16 protein-coding genes are annotated in these 17,228 nt (G+C 38.0%); 15 read left to right on the top strand and 1 reads right to left on the bottom strand.

All coding sequences use genetic code 11. The features are described 5' to 3' along the window. Positions 1-99: 99 nt before the first annotated feature. From def to PYW36_RS07490, 10 genes are all read left to right on the top strand, one after another. Positions 100-588 carry a peptide deformylase gene (gene def / locus PYW36_RS07535; protein WP_037573221.1) on the top strand — a complete coding sequence of 163 codons (489 nt, stop codon included), beginning with the start codon at positions 100-102 and terminating at the stop codon, positions 586-588. Beyond that, complete coding sequence (fmt, locus tag PYW36_RS07530; RefSeq protein ID WP_037573223.1) at positions 575-1,513, top strand: methionyl-tRNA formyltransferase; 939 nt, start codon at positions 575-577, stop codon at positions 1,511-1,513. The genes def and fmt overlap by 14 nt, the downstream gene beginning before the upstream one ends. Then, on the top strand, positions 1,514-2,824 hold the full coding sequence (gene rsmB / locus PYW36_RS07525) for a 16S rRNA (cytosine(967)-C(5))-methyltransferase RsmB (RefSeq protein ID WP_103159272.1): 1,311 nt from the start codon (positions 1,514-1,516) through the stop codon (positions 2,822-2,824). It abuts the gene before it with no gap. Continuing rightward, complete coding sequence (gene rlmN / locus PYW36_RS07520; protein ID WP_037573228.1) at positions 2,821-3,915, top strand: dual-specificity RNA methyltransferase RlmN; 1,095 nt, start codon at positions 2,821-2,823, stop codon at positions 3,913-3,915. Before rsmB ends, rlmN begins: the two co-directional genes overlap by 4 nt. Before the next feature lie 5 nt (positions 3,916-3,920). Then, complete coding sequence (locus PYW36_RS07515) at positions 3,921-4,664, top strand: Stp1/IreP family PP2C-type Ser/Thr phosphatase (RefSeq protein ID WP_037573232.1); 744 nt, start codon at positions 3,921-3,923, stop codon at positions 4,662-4,664. Beyond that, positions 4,661-6,664: a Stk1 family PASTA domain-containing Ser/Thr kinase gene (pknB, locus tag PYW36_RS07510; protein ID WP_103159273.1), complete on the top strand. Its 2,004-nt coding sequence runs from the start codon at positions 4,661-4,663 to the stop codon at positions 6,662-6,664. The genes PYW36_RS07515 and pknB overlap by 4 nt, the downstream gene beginning before the upstream one ends. A 179-nt stretch (positions 6,665-6,843) precedes the next feature. Further along, positions 6,844-8,121, top strand: a complete 1,278-nt coding sequence (locus PYW36_RS07505; protein ID WP_037573237.1) for a cytochrome P450 — start codon at positions 6,844-6,846, stop codon at positions 8,119-8,121. A 261-nt stretch (positions 8,122-8,382) separates the two neighbouring features. Next, complete coding sequence (rsgA, locus tag PYW36_RS07500; protein WP_037573240.1) at positions 8,383-9,258, top strand: ribosome small subunit-dependent GTPase A; 876 nt, start codon at positions 8,383-8,385, stop codon at positions 9,256-9,258. Further along, positions 9,258-9,908 (top strand): ribulose-phosphate 3-epimerase, encoded by a 651-nt coding sequence (gene rpe / locus PYW36_RS07495; protein WP_037573241.1) that lies wholly within the window; start codon positions 9,258-9,260, stop codon positions 9,906-9,908. Before rsgA ends, rpe begins: the two co-directional genes overlap by 1 nt. A gap of 3 nt (positions 9,909-9,911) precedes the next feature. Further along, positions 9,912-10,547: a thiamine diphosphokinase gene (locus PYW36_RS07490; protein ID WP_103159274.1), complete on the top strand. Its 636-nt coding sequence runs from the start codon at positions 9,912-9,914 to the stop codon at positions 10,545-10,547. A 148-nt stretch (positions 10,548-10,695) separates the two neighbouring features. Here the strand turns inward: PYW36_RS07490 and rpmB are convergent, their stop codons facing one another. Beyond that, complete coding sequence (rpmB, locus tag PYW36_RS07485) at positions 10,696-10,884, bottom strand: 50S ribosomal protein L28 (RefSeq protein WP_037564748.1); 189 nt, start codon at positions 10,882-10,884, stop codon at positions 10,696-10,698. 406 nt (positions 10,885-11,290) lie between these two features. Between rpmB and PYW36_RS07480 the strand changes: the two genes are divergently transcribed. The 5 genes from PYW36_RS07480 to recG all read left to right on the top strand — a co-directional run bounded on the left by PYW36_RS07480 (position 11,291) and on the right by recG (position 17,094). Next, the gene (locus tag PYW36_RS07480) at positions 11,291-11,665 is read left to right on the top strand and encodes an Asp23/Gls24 family envelope stress response protein (protein WP_037573243.1); all 375 of its coding nucleotides are present in this window, start codon (positions 11,291-11,293) and stop codon (positions 11,663-11,665) included. A gap of 12 nt (positions 11,666-11,677) precedes the next feature. Then, positions 11,678-13,336 carry a fatty acid kinase catalytic subunit FakA gene (fakA, locus tag PYW36_RS07475; protein WP_037573244.1) on the top strand — a complete coding sequence of 553 codons (1,659 nt, stop codon included), beginning with the start codon at positions 11,678-11,680 and terminating at the stop codon, positions 13,334-13,336. A gap of 157 nt (positions 13,337-13,493) precedes the next feature. After that, a complete protein-coding gene (gene sdaAB / locus PYW36_RS07470; protein WP_037573246.1) occupies positions 13,494-14,159 on the top strand; it encodes an L-serine ammonia-lyase, iron-sulfur-dependent subunit beta in 666 nt (221 codons plus the stop codon). Between the two features lie 18 nt (positions 14,160-14,177). Continuing rightward, positions 14,178-15,047 carry an L-serine ammonia-lyase, iron-sulfur-dependent, subunit alpha gene (sdaAA, locus tag PYW36_RS07465; RefSeq protein WP_103159275.1) on the top strand — a complete coding sequence of 290 codons (870 nt, stop codon included), beginning with the start codon at positions 14,178-14,180 and terminating at the stop codon, positions 15,045-15,047. Between the two features lies 1 nt (position 15,048). Continuing rightward, a complete protein-coding gene (gene recG / locus PYW36_RS07460; RefSeq protein WP_103159276.1) occupies positions 15,049-17,094 on the top strand; it encodes an ATP-dependent DNA helicase RecG in 2,046 nt (681 codons plus the stop codon). The last annotated feature ends 134 nt before the right edge of the window (positions 17,095-17,228 follow it).

The raw sequence follows: 17,228 nt of genomic DNA, 5'->3' as shown, positions 1-17,228 counted from the left end.
TCAAATGACAACAAATGCGGAAACAAGTGTGAACCTACATCGCATTTTTTGGCAATTTAAGCTATAATATAATGATGAATTTTAATAGGAGAAAGACTGATGGCAATTAAGAAAATTTTAACAGATGACAATCCACTCATTCATAAAAAAGCAAACCGTGTAGAAACTTTTGATTCGACTTTGACGGAAATTTTTCAAGATCTCGAAGATACGATGTATGAGTCGGGTGGCCAAGCACTGAGTGCCCCTCAAATTGGAATCTCTCAACAAATCGCGCTTGTAGACATGGAACAAGATGGACTTTTACAGTTGATTAATCCAACGCTTATCAAGGCGTCAGAAAAACAAGTTACGGAGATAGAAGGTTGTTTGAGTGTACCTCATCGTTTTGGTGAAGTGACGCGAAGTCAAATGATTACCGTAAAAAGCCAAGATATATATGGGCGCGAAGTTGAGCTCACCGCTTATGATGATATCGCACGAATGATTTTACATGAAATTGACAATTTAAATGGCATATTATTTACAGATATAATGGATAGAGAGATTACAGAACAAGAATTGGAGGCGTATTATGACGAAGAATAAAATTGTTTTTATGGGGACACCAGATTTTTCGACTTCGATTTTAGAAATGTTAATAGAATCTTATGAGGTTGTTGCGGTCGTTACACAACCAGATCGCCCTGTTGGACGAAAACGGACGTTGACACCACCCCCGGTAAAAAAGGTTGCTATGGCGCATGATGTCCCTGTATATCAACCGGAAAAACTCAGTGACTCTGAGACACTAAACACATTATTAAATATGGAGTATGATTTGATTGTAACGGCAGCATTTGGACAATTATTACCAAAAGCGTTACTTGACCACCCTAAATATGGGGCAGTGAATGTACATGCCTCATTACTCCCAAAATATCGAGGAGGTGCACCTATTCACCAAGCCATCATAGATGGAGAAAGTGAAACAGGTGTAACGATTATGTATATGGTAGAACGACTTGATGCTGGTGATATGATTGCTCAACAAGCCTTACCGATTGAAGATCAAGATAACGTGGGTACGATGCATGATAAATTAAGTGCGTTAGGCACAAAGTTGTTAAGTGACACTTTACCCTCTATTTTAAACGGCACAAATCCACGTACCGCACAAGACGATACGAATGCTTCATTTGCTTCAAATATTCAACGTGAAGATGAGTGGATTGATTGGTCACAAGATGCACGTACGATTTTCAATCATATTCGTGGCCTTTCACCATGGCCGGTCGCTTCAACGCGCTTTGATGATAAAGTCATGAAAATCTATGCTGCTGATATTGTGAAGGATATAACAGGTGAAGCGGGGAAAATTATTCGAACGACAAAAAAACAAATCATTGTCGGAACAGGTTCAAGTGAAAGTATTGCGTTAAAAGAAATTCAATTGGCGGGTAAAAAACGCATGCCAACAGCCAATTTTTTAAGTGGATATCAAGAAGAGCTTGTTGGAAAGGACTTAGGATAAATGACTACAGTGCGCGCATTAAGTCTTGAAACGATAGAAGCGGTATTTAAAGAGGGCGCCTATAGTAACTTGAAGATTAATGAAGTGTTAACGCGCGAATCTTTAAGTGCTGCAGATCGAGGATTGTTGACCGCATTAGTTTACGGCACGATTCAGCACAAATTGACGCTAGATTATTATTTAAAGCCTTTTATCAAAACAAAAATTAAAGGATGGGTACGTCGGTTATTGTGGATGAGCCTCTACCAATTCATTTATATGGATAAAATACCAACGCATGCCATTATTAACGAAGCCGTAACACTTGCGAAAAAGCGTGGAGGTCAACAAACAGGGAATACCGTTAATGCTATTTTAAGACGTGTCACCACAGAAGATTTGCCTGATTTAACGGCTATCAAAGATGAGGTTAAACGCTTATCTATTCAATATAGTATGCCACAGTGGATTGTGAAGCATTGGAAAACGCATTACGGGATAGAAACAACTGAAGCTATCTTAAAAGCGATGCAACACCCGGTTCCACAAACCGTCCGCGTAAATAAAACGCAATTATCTGTGGATGCCGCAGTTGAACAACTTCAAAGTGAAGGTTATACCGTAGAAAAAGATACACATATAGATGTCTGTTTGCATATCTCTCATGGAACCGTGATGGACGCAACCTTGTTTAAAGAAGGCAAATTGAGTATTCAAGATAAAAGTTCGATGTTTGTCGCTGAAATATTAAATCCACAACATGAGGAAGAGATATTAGACTGCTGTAGTGCACCAGGTGGAAAAGCTTGCCAAACAGCGGAATTAATGAAAAATACCGGTCACGTTGATGCGACAGATATTCACGAACATAAAATTACGTTAATTGAAGAGAATATAAATAAATTAAAATTGAAGAACATTTCAGCATTCGTTCATGATGCTACGACGCCATACACAAAAAAATATGACAAAATTATTGTCGACGCCCCATGTAGTGGTTTAGGTGTCCTACGACATAAACCGGAAATTAAATATACGATGACTGAGGCGCAAGTTGCTTCTCTCGTCGAAGTACAGTTGAAAATATTAGAAAACGTTGTACATGCCTTAAAAGAAGGAGGAACGCTCGTTTATTCCACATGTACCATTGAGCAGATGGAGAATGAAAATGTGATTTATACATTTTTAAAAGCGCATCCTGAGTTTGAGTTTGAACCCTTTATCAATCCAGTAAATGGTCAAACAACGCGCACCTTACAACTGTTACCTCAAGATTTGAATACAGATGGCTTCTTCATTACGAAAATTAAAAGAAAGGAACGTGCGAAATGATCACTGCAGAAAAGAAGAAGAAAAATAAATTTTTACCTGATTTCGAGAAACAATCGATTTATTCTTTACGTTATGATGAGATGAAACAGTGGCTAAGTGAGCATGGTCAACAAAGTTTCCGAGCGAAACAAATTTATGAATGGCTTTATGACAAACGTGTGGATGCTTTTGAAGAGATGACGAATTTATCGAAAGATTTACGTCAACTTTTAGCTGACAATTTTGTCATTACTACATTAGAAACCGTGGTTAAGCAAGAAAGTCGAGATGGCACTATTAAATTTTTATTCCAATTACAAGACGGCTACACAATCGAAACTGTATTAATGCGTCATGACTATGGGAATTCAGTTTGCGTAACAACACAAGTGGGCTGTCGTATTGGTTGCACTTTTTGTGCTTCAACTTTGGGGGGACTGAAACGTAACCTTGAAGCTGGCGAAATCGTTTCTCAAGTATTAACGGTACAAAAAGCTTTAGATGAGACAGATGAACGGGTATCCTCTATTGTAATTATGGGGATTGGGGAACCTTTTGAAAACTATGATGAAATGATGGACTTTTTGAAAATTGTAAATCACGATGAAGGCTTAAATATTGGTGCACGTCACATTACGGTGTCCACATCAGGCATTATTCCGCGCATCTATGATTTTGCAGACGAATCATTACAAATTAACTTTGCTGTAAGTTTACATGCGGCAAATAATGAAATTCGTTCAAAATTAATGCCGATTAATAGAGCCTACGATGTGAATAAATTGATGGAAGCCATACAATATTATCAAGAAAAAACGAATCGTCGCATTACGTTTGAATATGGGTTGTTCGGTGGCGTCAATGATCAACTTGAGCATGCACGAGAGCTCGCTGCCTTAATTAAGCCATTGAATTGTCATGTGAATCTTATCCCAGTGAACCATGTACCAGAGCGTAATTATGTTAAAACACCTAAAGATGATATTTTTAAATTTGAAAAAGAATTAAAACGTTTAGGAATCAATGCTACAATTAGACGTGAACAAGGTTCAGATATAGATGCAGCGTGTGGACAACTACGTGCAAAAGAACGTGAAGCAGAAACGAGGTAGAAACGATGTTAAACGCAGAATTATTTACAGATGTTGGTTTTTATCGGGAACAAAATGAAGACGCTGGTGGTATATTTTTCAATCAAACAGAACAGCAATTAATCGTTGTCTGTGATGGGATGGGAGGGCACCAAGCTGGTGAAGTAGCTTCCCAATTTGTTGTAGAGGCCCTGCAATCACGATTTGAAGAAGAAAACTATATTGAACAAGAGCGTGCTGAGACTTGGCTGAAACATACACTTCAAACCATTAACCGTGAATTATTTCAGCTTTCTGAAAGTCAGTCTTCATATAAAGGGATGGGGACAACATGTGTGTGTGCTTTAGTTTATGATCACCACATTGTGGTTGCGAATATTGGTGATTCAAGAGCGTATCTCGTCAATGGGCGCCATTTTAATCAGGTGACGATTGATCATACGTTTGTGAATCAACTTGTGATGCTAGGTCAAATTACTGAAGAAGAAGCACTACACCATCCACGCCGTAATATCATTACAAAAGTGATGGGGACAGATCGACGTGTGTCGCCTGATGTGTTTACAAAGCGTATCCACTTTTACCAATACTTGCTACTTAATTCTGATGGTTTAACTGATTACGTACCTTTAAAAGAGATTCATAATGTATTGAAATCGAATGCGACGTTGGCTGAAGTTGGAGAGGCGATTTTAGAGCTCGCAAAATCTTACGAGGCAAAAGATAATACTTCATTTATACTTGCAGAAATTGCAGGTGAGCCTGTATGATTGGCCGTATTATAGACGAGCGTTATGAACTTAAGCATATATTAGGTGGCGGAGGCATGAGTAATGTTTATGTGGCTTGGGACCAAATACTGAATCGCCAAGTCGCAGTAAAAATGATACATGTCTCACCAAATGAAAAGCATGAAACCATTGCCCGTTTTGAACGAGAAGTTCAGAATACGACCATTTTATCTCATGAAAATATTGTCAGTGTGCTAGATGTAGGGGAAGAAGATGACTGTTTCTTTCTTGTGATGGAGTACATTGAAGGACCAACACTTTCAGATTACATTAAATCGCATGGACAATTGTCGCCGCAAAAAGCGATTCAATTTGCAGAACAAATTTTTAATGGGATACAACATGCGCATGAAAAAGGCATTGTACATCGAGATATAAAGCCTCAAAATATTATCATCGATCGCAATCAAACCCTTAAAATTGTTGACTTTGGTATTGCGAAAGCACTAAGTGAAACGGCAATGACACAAACGAATCATGTCGTAGGAACAGTACAATACTTATCACCAGAGCAAGCAAAAGGTGAAAAAACCGGTGAACAATCAGATATATATTCGCTAGGTATTGTGCTCTATGAAATGCTGATTGGCCACCCACCATTTACTGGTGAAACGCCAGTAAGTATTGCGATTAAACAAATTCAAGATGCGGTCCCCAACGTTACAGAGCAACGACATGACGTCCCTCAATCATTGAGTAACGTCATCCTAAAAGCGACTGAAAAAGATCAATCGTATCGCTATCGCTCTGTTGCAGAGATGCATTACGATCTCAAATCATCACTTTCAGAAGCAAGAAAAGATGAAGCGCGCTATCAAACTGACGAAAGTGCAACGAAAACGATTGCGATCAACAAAGATACATTAAAAAATGAGCCAAAATCAGCGAAAACTGTTCAACAAACAACTCAAATTCCAGTTGTCACTTCGTCCTCCCAACAATCACCGTCAGTGACGCCTGCGCATCCGAAGCGGTCGAGAGGGAAAAAGATAGCCTTTGTGTTTATATTTATATTGCTATTCATCAGCCTATTTATTTTTGCGGCCGCTGCAATGATGGGTAATAAATATAGTCAAGTGCCTAATGTACTAGGTAAAACTGAAAATCAGGCAGAAAAAATGTTAAAAGACAATAAACTGAAAGTTGGCCGTATTACGCAAGATTATAGTGATGAATATGCTAAAAATCGCGTTATGAAAATTCAACCTGAAGCTGGCGAAAAAGTGGAACAAGGATCGAAAGTAGATATTGTTATTTCTAAAGGTGAACACATTGAAGAAATGCCAAATTTAATTGGTCAAACGAAAGCAACAGCGGAGAAAATGCTACAAGATTTGGGCTTTAAAAATGTTCACTTCACCACTGCCTACACGCAACACGATATCGCGAAAGGTAATATTGAAGGTCAAAGTATTAGTCCAGGTCAAAAAGTGGCAGTGTCAAAAGACCGTGTAGATATAACTGAATCACTAGGGAAAAGACAAGTTTATGTAGACGACTATACAGGCAAAAATTTTGAGACAGTCAAAAAAGAACTTGAACAAAAAGGATTAACCGTGCAAGTTGATGGTGAGCGTGCTGACGATAAGATAAAAGAAGGCGATATTATCAAGCACTCACCTCAGAAAGCAGAAGTCGATGAAGGAAGTACAGTGCGTTTCATCGTTTCTAAAGGTGAAAAGTCAGATGAGTCTACAGCTGATGATGATAGTCAAGAGGATAATACAGCTAAAGACAAAACGTATCAAGAAAGTTTTACGATACCGTATACAGGTAAAGCAGGAAAACCTCAAAAAGTTGAGATTTTCAAAAAAGATAAAAATAGCAATGGTGAGGCACCTATAGAATCATTCACAATAACTCGCTCGATTACGCAAAATTTAAGCTTTGTGATAGAAAAAGACAGTGAAGCGAGTTACACCGTGAAGGTAGATGGAAAAACGGTTAATGATAAAACAATAGCCTATGATGATGTATAAAAACTAAGGTAGGAGCTTTGTGATAAAAGGCATTTTTGTCACTGAGTCCTACCTTTTTTATGCCATCGGAAGCGACATAGAAAAGGTGAATGAATGGCTTTTTTTATTAGATTATTGGGATTAAAACACGTTATAATAGGGTAAAATGAAAGAAAATGAATTTCGGGGGGAACGTAAAAGTGGCGAAAAAACTACCTAAAGATTCTGGCTTAGATAACACGTTTAAAATTTTGAATGAGGCATATACATATGTGCCGTGTCGTTTAGAAAAATTTGGTACTAAAGCCTTTGAAACAGCTGCAATTGGTATGAAACCCATGACAGTGATAAGCGGAAAAGAAGCAGCTGAATTATTTTACGATAATGAGCTTATGCAACGCGAAAAAACTTTACCAAAACGTGTTGTGAACACCCTTTTTGGTAAAGGTGCGATACACACGACTAAAGGTAAAGTTCATGTGGATCGTAAGGCGCTCTTCATGTCACTCATGACGGAAGAAAATCTTAAATATTTGCGTGACCTTACACGTAACTACTGGTTTATGCACACAGAAGAGATGCAACGTCAAGACGAAGTAAATATATATAAAACGTCAATTTATATTTTGACAAAAATAGGATTTAGATGGGCAGGTCTCCAACAAACATCTGAAGAAGCTAAGCGCAATGCACGTGATATGGACATCATGATTGATTCATTCCAAGGCTTGGGTCAAACATTTGGTGGCGGTTATCGTAAAGCGAAAAAAGCGCGTGCTCGCGTTGAAAAGTTTTTAGAAAATCAAATTGTCGCGGTACGTGAAGGCAAAATGAAAGCCCAACCAGGAACAGCACTCTATGAGTTTGCGCATTGGAAAGATTATAAAGGACATCAAATGGATCCACATTTATGCGCAGTTGAATTAATGAATGTGGTACGTCCTCTTGCAGCAATCAATCGATTTGTGAGCTATGCAGTAAAAGCAATGCTTGAATTTGATCAAGAGCGTATTAAATTGCAAGTCGCGGATGACCCAAATTATGCCTACAAATTTGCGCAAGAAGTCCGTCGTATTTTCCCATTTGTTCCATTTTTACCAGGTAAACTCAAAAAAGATGTGGAATTTGATGGCTTTAAAATTAAAAAAGGAACGTTTACATTACTAGATATTTTTGGTACAACACATGATCCTGAATTGTTTGAAAATCCATATCAATTCAATCCTGATCGATTTGAAAACTGGGATGGCAGTCCATTTGATTTAATCCCTCAAGGTGGCGGTGACTTCTATACAAATCATCGTTGTGCTGGAGAATGGATGACCATCATTATTATGGAAGAAACGATTAAGTATTTTGCAACTAAAATTGATTTTGATGCACCCGTACAAGATTTAAGTGTAAAATTAGATCAATTCCCTGGTAAAGTGACAAGCGGTCCAGTGATTCATCGTGTTCGCCCACGTGTGCAACGTTAAATTTTAAATAAAAGACACATCGTACATTTGTTTTTATACACATCCTACTCGCAAATGAAATGTTTTGTGAGTAGGATTTTTAGTGTGCGTGTATAAGTAAGTGTAGAAAACGGTTTGATTCCTAAATTTATGATGTTAAGCCAAGGATAGTGGTGATTTTACAAACTTCCGGTCATGCCACACGCCTATATTGTGAATGTGATTTCAACGTCACCTTTGCTATAATATAATAGAAAACTATCTTATAAACGAGGTGCAATTGTGAAAACAGGTCGAATCATTAGATCACTCAGTGGTGTCTATCGCGTTGATGTTGATGGAACGTTATATGACGCTAAGCCGAGAGGGCTATTTAGGAAAAAGCAAATCTCTCCCATAGTGGGGGATATTGTGGATATTGATGATGAAACACATGCCTCAGGTTATATTCATCATATTCATCCACGTAAAAATGAATTGAAGCGTCCCCCTGTCAGTAATATAGATTTATTAGTGATTGTGATGAGTGCGGTATCTCCTAACTTTTCAACACAATTACTTGACCGCTTCCTCGTTATCGGTCATTCATATGGATTAAAGCCACGCATCGTCATTACGAAAAAAGATTTAGCAACAAAAGAAGAAATAAACGAAATTGAAAACATATTGAGCATTTATGAAGATATCGGTTATGCGACCCAATTTGTGGGCAAAGATGATGCAGCATCCGAAATTTTTACAGAATGGGAACCGGGTTTGGCTGTGTTGAGTGGTCAATCTGGAGTTGGTAAGTCTAGCTTATTAAATAGATTTCAACCTACGTTTAACATTGAGACGAATGAAATTTCTACTTCGCTCAATCGAGGAAAACATACGACGCGACATGTCGAATTATATCCTAGAGCGCAGGGGTTTATTGCAGATACCCCGGGGTTTAGTGCGCTAGATTTTGACCACATCGATAAAGAAACTTTGCGAGACAACTTCATAGAAATCAGTCGCTATGGAGAACAATGTAAATTTCGGGACTGCTATCATGTCAATGAACCTAAATGTTACGTGAAAGCGTCGGTAGAGGCCGGAGAAATTTCAGAATTCCGATATCAACATTATGTTCAATTACTTAATGAAATTTCAAATCGAAAGGTGAAATATTAATGACAAAGATTTTTCCTTCTTTATTATCAGCAGACTTTATGAACTTAGAACAAGAAGTACAACATCTCACAAATGCTGGCGTAGATGGCTTACACTTTGACGTCATGGATGGGCAATTTGTCCCGAATATATCGATTGGATTTCCAGTGTTAGAAGCATTACGTCAAAAAACAAAGTTGCCCATTGATGTGCATCTGATGATTGAAAACCCTGAGCAATATATCGACGCATTTTGTGAAAAAGGCGCAGATAAAGTGTCCGTTCACATTGAGGCAACACCGCATATTCATCGAGCGATTCAAAAGATTAAAACACATGGCAAAGAAGCAGGTGTCGTACTTAATCCAGGTACTTCGTGGCATCAGATTGAAGCGATATTATCAGAAGTGGATTTCGTGCTTGTGATGTCTGTAAACCCTGGTTTCGGAGGACAAACTTTTATCCCTCAATCTATAGAAAAAATCCAGGCTTTGCATACTTATCGACAGAAGCACCAACTTAACTATAAAATAGAAGTTGATGGTGGCATCAATCATCAAACGGCAGCAAAGGTGATTGAAGCGGGTGCAGATTGGCTTGTCGCCGGTTCATATTTCTTTAAATTTGATTCATATCAAGAAGCACTACGACACTTAAAAAGTGAGGGATAATTCATGAAAAAAAGAGTTCATTTGTTGTGTAGTACTCGGGAGATACCGAATCGATTACTTGAAAAAAAGGGTGGCGAAGATTGGATAGGTGTAGACAGAGGCACTTATGACCTTTTACAGGCAAAGATTCAGCCTGTTTTTGCAGTAGGGGATTTTGATTCAGTTTCTGATGATGAACGACGATGGATTCAAGCACAAATGGATGTAGAAGTGATGCCGAGGGAAAAAGATGTCACTGACCTTGCCTATGCTGTAAAGAAGGCGCTTGATTTAGGGTATAAAAAAATTAAAATTTACGGTGCTACTGGAGGACGCTTGGATCATTTTATGGGTGCAATGCAAATGTTAAAGCATGAAACGTTTAAAGCGCATAAAATTCAACTTATTGATCAACATAATATTATAGAGTTATTAACAACAGGCACCTATTCAAAACGTCATAAAAAACAATACAACTACATCTCTTTTATTCCTGCAACAGATCAGGCGTCGTTATCATTGAAAGGTTTTAAATATGAATTAAATGAAGCTCTCCTTGAACAAGGATCGACACTTACCATCTCAAATGAATTTAAAGATAAAAATGCAATTGTAACCGTACATGAAGGTTTAATTTATCAAATTAGAAGTCGAGATTAAAATTATGATTAGGAGGAGTGTGTATGCTAAGAGGTATCACTCAAGTCTATGATTATATACAAAAAACCCCGCGTCTTCCACATAAAGACGCGGGGTTCGTTTTAAATTGTACTTAATCTCTTAATGGCAAGCGTGGTGCCTCTGATAATTACACGCGAGTAACTTTACCAGATTTTAAAGCACGAGCTGAAACCCAAACTTTTTTAGGTTTACCATCAACTAAAATTCTAACTTTTTGTAAGTTAGCATTCCAACGACGTTTAGTTGAGTTTAATGCGTGTGAACGGTGGTTACCCGTAGACGCTTTACGGCCTGTTACGAAACATTGTTTACCCATCATCGTACCTCCTTTAAGAAATACAAATACACTTTGCTACTACATACTAAGGTAATATACCATATTCAAATTTGGAACGCAATAAAAACTTCTTGGAATAACTAGAAAATACTTTGTGCATTGCTTAGTTTCTGATATAATCTTAAATTGTGATTAAACCTTTACATATATTTACAAAAATTTTAAATTATGTAGTTCGTTATGGCAAGGTTGTTATAATTTTAGTAAGATAGATATAAATATTTATGAATCATTGTATTGGGAGTCACACCTAAGACGTAATTTTACAGGTGAATTCTGAGCTTATCGTTATGTCATAAAGGTGTTCGCCGAGATTTAAATGTAACGATAAGTGAGCATTTGAATGAAAGAAATCCATATATGTTGAATAAGGAGGCGATTTTATATGTCATTAGAAATAACAAATGATTACGGCAGCATAGATATTTCAAACGAGGTGATTGCATCGGTAGTCGGTGGCAAAGCAGTGGAGTGCTATGGTATCGTTGGAATGGCTTCACGTCAACAAGTTCGTGATGGATTGGCAGAAATATTAGGCCATGAAAACTACGCAAAAGGGATTGTAGTCAAAGAGGACAATGGCATTTTAGATGTAGATATGTATATCATCGTAAGTTATGGTGTGAAAATTTCTGAAGTTGCACAAAATGTCCAAGCTACAGTGAAATATACGCTTGAAAACACATTAAAGTTAAAAGTGAATTCTGTAAATATCTTTGTACAAGGTGTACGGTTTAATAATGACGGGAAAGACAAATAGGAGGACATTCGGATGGTAATGAAAATCAACGGTGATTTATTTGCCGAAATGATTATACAGGGAGCGCAAAATTTATCAAACAATGCAGATATGGTAGATGCATTGAATGTATATCCGGTTCCAGATGGGGATACAGGAACGAATATGAACCTTTCAATGACATCAGGTCGTGAAGAAGTTCAAAATAACCCAACACGCCATATTGGTGATTTAGGAAAAACTTTCTCAAAAGGATTATTGATGGGTGCGCGAGGAAACTCTGGCGTAATCTTATCTCAAATTTTCAGAGGATTTTCAAAAGCACTGGAAAATGAAAAAGAAATCGATGGAGAAGGGTTCGTAAAAAGTTTTGAAGCAGGTGTAAATACTGCATATAAAGCAGTGATGAAACCTGTGGAAGGGACGATTTTAACAGTTGCGAAAGATGCAGCTCATGCGGCCACTGAAAAGCTAATGGAAACGAAGAATTGTTTAGAGATCATGGAACATGTGTATGAAGCGGCTCAAGTTTCACTTGAAAACACGCCTAATTTATTGCCAGTTCTCAAGGAAGTCGGTGTTGTAGACAGTGGTGGCAAAGGTTTAACACTTGTTTATGAAGGCTTTTTAAAGGCGATGAAAGGCGAAAAAATCGAAAAGAAAGCTTCAAGTGTAGATACTGGGGATTTCTTCAATGACGATCACGACTTTCATGGTGTCATCAATACAGAAGATATTGTTTACGGATATTGTACAGAGATGATGGTGCGTTTTCTTCCAGGTAAAGCCAAGTTCAACGAAACACAATTTAGAAACGATATGAGTCAATTTGGGGACTCTTTACTTGTGATTAGTGATGATGAAATTGTAAAAGTTCATGTTCATACTGAAACACCAGGTGAAGTTTTTACTTTCGGTCAAAAATATGGTGAACTCATCAAAGTAAAAGCAGAAAATATGCGTGAACAACACCGCGAAGTTTTACGAAAAGAAGCGGCGAAATCAACAGAATCAGACAAAAGTTCAAATGAACCTGTAGAGACAGCTATTATTACCATTTCAATGGGAGAAGGCATTACTAAATTATTCAAATCTATGGGGGCAACACACGTGATTAGTGGAGGACAAACAATGAATCCTTCTACTGAAGATATCGTTAAAGTTATCGAACAAAGCGGTTGTAAACGTGCGATTATCCTACCGAATAATAAGAACATTCAAATGGCGAGTCAACAAGCGGCTAAAATAGTTGATGTTGATGCTGTCGTTATCCCAACGAAAACAATTCCTCAAGGTATCGCTGCAATGTTTAACTATGATAGTACAGCTGATTTAGAGCACAATCAAGAAGTCATGACGACATCATTAGAAGATGTTAAGTCAGGGTCTATTACTTATGCAGTACGTGATACAAAAATAGATGGTATTAACATTGAAAAAGATGCATTTATGGGACTAGTTGAAGATAAGATTGTTGTTTCCGATAAAGATGTTAAAATCACGCTTCAAAATACATTAGAAAAAATGTTAGATGATGACAGTGAAATTTTAACAATTATCGTTGGAGAAGAAGCCGATGATGCACAAACATCATGGATTGAGTCGTTTATGGAAACGAACTATGAAGATGTTGAAGTTGAAATCCAACAAGGTCAACAACCAATTTATCCTTATTTCTTTTCAGTTGAATAAAGGACAGTAAAATCACAGGAAATGGGTATAATCCATTAACCTGTGATTTTTCGTTATATCAAGGTTTGTAATCATTATCACAATATTTTAAAGTTTCTAAGAGCTTGTTATAATGTGATTGTCTTCAATAGAGATGTAATCAAGGGGGAATATTTTAATGAAATATAAAAGTGTTTTCGACATTATAGGACCGACAATGGTAGGTCCATCGTCTTCACATACAGCAGGGGCCGTACGTATTGGACTGGTCGCTAGAGACTTATTTGGCAAACAACCTGAACGTGCGGATATATACTTATACGGTTCATTTATGGAAACGTATCGTGGGCATGGAACAGATGTTGCGCTTGTTGGAGGTTTGCTCGGCTATGATACAGATGATAGTCGTATTGAGTCAAGTTTAGATACGGCTAAAGCTGAGGGGATGCGCGTGAATTTTATCGAGATGACCGAGGAGCGCTCGCACCCTAATACGGCGATTATTGATATGATTGATGATGATCATCATATTTCAGTAGAAGGGGTGTCGATTGGTGGAGGTAAAATTGAAATCGTAGCGATTAACGGTTTTAAATTGGCGATTAGTGGCAATTATCCTACACTGCTTGTTTTTCATCAAGATACGTTCGGAACGATAGGTAAAGTGGCAAATATTATTGGTGACCATAGCATCAATGTCGGAAGTATGCAAGTGGCGCGCAAAGAAAAAGGCGATCAAGCATTAATGACGTGTGAACTTGATGATGAAATCAATGCGCAAATTCTTGATGAAATTCGTCAAGTACCAGGTGTTGTGGCTGTTTCATTAATGGGTGATGCGTAAGATGACGGAGGGGATAATATGTTTAAAAATGTGAAAGAGCTAATCGCAAAATGCGAAGCAGAAAATAAAGCAATTTATGAAGTGATGATGGAACAAGAAATGTCAGTGACAGGTCTTTCAAAAGAAGAAGTATACGCACATATGAATCGCAATTTAGAAACGATGGAGAAAGCGGTAGAAGAAGGCATTCAAGGTGTCACTTCGAAAACGGGCTTAACGGGTGGAGACGCTGTCCTTATGAAACAGTATATAGAAAGCGGAAAGTCCATTGTAGGCTACACGCTATTAGATGCAGTCAGTAAAGCGGTCGCAACGAATGAAGTCAATGCGGCAATGGGGAAAATTTGTGCGACACCAACAGCGGGTTCCGCCGGTGTTGTACCTGGGGTATTATTCGCGCTTAAGGATAAATTACAACTTTCACGCACAGATATGTTAAACTTTTTATTGACATCTGGAGCGTTCGGCTTTGTGGTAGCCAACAATGCCTCTATTTCTGGTGCAGCAGGTGGATGTCAAGCGGAAGTAGGTTCGGCGGCGGCTATGGCTGCTGCGGCAGTCGTTGAAGCTGCAGGAGGTACACCTCAACAATCGGCTGAAGGTTTTGCGATTTGTATGAAAAATATGCTGGGTCTTGTGTGTGATCCTGTGGCTGGTCTTGTCGAAGTCCCTTGTGTAAAACGAAATGCAGCTGGGGCCTCCAATGCAATTGTGTCTGCAGATATGGCACTTGCCGGAATTGAATCACGCATTCCAACTGATGAAGTTATCAATGCAATGTATCGCATCGGACAAACTATGCCATCTGCCCTTCGTGAAACGGGTAGAGGAGGACTTGCAGGTACACCAACGGGTCAACGCTTAAAACAACAAATTTTTGGTGATTAACATGACAAAAGTAAACCTTATAGAAAATCCGTATGCATTAAAGGATATTAAAGGGTTGGGGCCGAAACGCCTTCAAATATTAAATGAAATGAATATTTGGAATGTGCAAGATTTGATTTTGCACTTACCAATAAGATATGAGGATAATACGCTTATTTCTCTCAGTGATGCAGAAAATGAGGCTATAGTGACAGTACAAGGTGAGATATATTCTACACCTACTGTCGCTTTTTTTGGACGCAACAAATCGAAATTGACTGTGCATGTAATGATTGACGGCATCGCAGTCAAAGTCGTCTATTTTAATCAACCTTATCTCAAAAAAAATATGCAGTTACATCAAACGGTTATTATCAAAGGGAAATGGATTAAACATAAACAAGAAATTAACGGTACAAAAATGATTTTTGACCTTGCCCAACGTGAAGAATCACAATTCACTCCCGTTTATCGCGTTAAAGAAGGGTTAAAACAAAAACCCTTAAAAGAAATGATTCAAAATACATTAAACGATGTAACCATACATGAGTGGTTGCCCTTAGCGTTAAGACAAAAATATAAATTGGAGTCTTTAAGTGACACGCTTCATGCGCTCCATCATGCCCGTGATAAACAAGCACTAATAAAAGCAAGAAGGACGTTTGCTTTTACGGAGTTTTTCATGTTTGAGTTAAGAATGCAGTGGTTAAATCGATTAGAAAAAACATCAGATCAAGCCGTTGAAGTCAATTACGATTTAGAATTAGTGAAAGATTTTATTGAGTCACTTCCTTTTGAATTAACAGACGGACAAAAATTGAGTGTCAATGAAATATTTCGAGATTTAAAAGCACCTATTCGTATGCATCGATTACTCCAAGGGGATGTGGGATCGGGGAAAACGGTAGTGGCTGCAATTTGTATGTATGCCTTAAAAACGGCAGGGTATCAATCCGCGCTTATGGTGCCCACTGAAATATTAGCAGAACAACATGCCGAAAGTTTAGTCGGTTTATTTGGAGAACGGATGAATGTGGCATTGTTGACGGGGTCTGTAAAGGGGAAAAAACGTAAGTTGTTACTTGAACAACTTAAAACAGGAGAAATTGACTGTCTCATCGGAACACATGCATTAATTCAAGATGATGTCATGTTCCATAATGTCGGTTTAGTGATTACAGACGAACAACATCGCTTTGGTGTCGAGCAACGTCAAAAATTGCGTGAAAAAGGCGCACTTAGTAACGTATTATTTATGACCGCTACGCCTATCCCTAGAACTTTAGCTATTTCAGTTTTTGGTGAAATGGATGTCTCTTCTATTAAACATTTACCTAAAGGAAGAAAGCCCATTCAAACAGCTTGGGCAAAACATGAAGCCTATCATCAAGTGTTGCACCAAATGGCAAACGAACTTCAAAAGGGACGGCAAGCTTACGTTATTTCACCCCTTATCGAAAGTTCAGAGCATTTAGAAGATGTACAAAATGTATTGGCGCTTTATGAAGATCTAAAAACGCAGTTGCCAAAAGCACGTGTTGGAATTTTACATGGAAAATTGTCTTCTGAAGAAAAAGATTTCGTCATGCATCAATTTAGTGCACACGAAATTGATGTTCTTGTGTCAACGACGGTCGTTGAGGTAGGGGTAAATGTGCCGAATGCGACGTTTATGGTCATTTATGATGCGGATCGATTTGGCCTTTCGACATTACATCAATTGCGCGGACGTGTCGGGCGTAGTGAACATCAAAGTTATTGTGTTTTGATTGCATCTCCTAAAACAGAGACAGGTATCGAACGGATGCAAATTATGACGCAAACCACAGATGGATTTGAGTTAAGTGAACGTGATTTAGAAATGCGTGGTCCTGGAGATTTCTTTGGTGTTAAACAGAGCGGACTTCCTGATTTCTTAGTCGGCAATATTGTAGAGGATTATCGTATGCTTGAAGTAGCACGTGACGAAGCAGCAGAACTCATTCAATCAGGGGCTTTTTTTACTAAAGATTATGATCACTTGCGACATTTTATTGAAGAAAACATGCTTCATCAAAGTTTTGACTAATAAATCTATCTATTATATGTTGAATTTTAGTGAGTGAGGCTACCTATTTGCTTCACTCATTTTTTATTTATAAATCCGATGCTTTAACATTGCGTTAACATTTCATTGTTATAATTTTGGGTGATAAGACGAAA

Source organism: Staphylococcus chromogenes, from assembly GCF_029024625.1.
Lineage (GTDB): Bacteria > Bacillota > Bacilli > Staphylococcales > Staphylococcaceae > Staphylococcus > Staphylococcus chromogenes.
The sequence above is the reverse complement of the archived record's forward strand: the minus strand, read 5'-3'. Positions and strand labels throughout refer to the sequence as shown.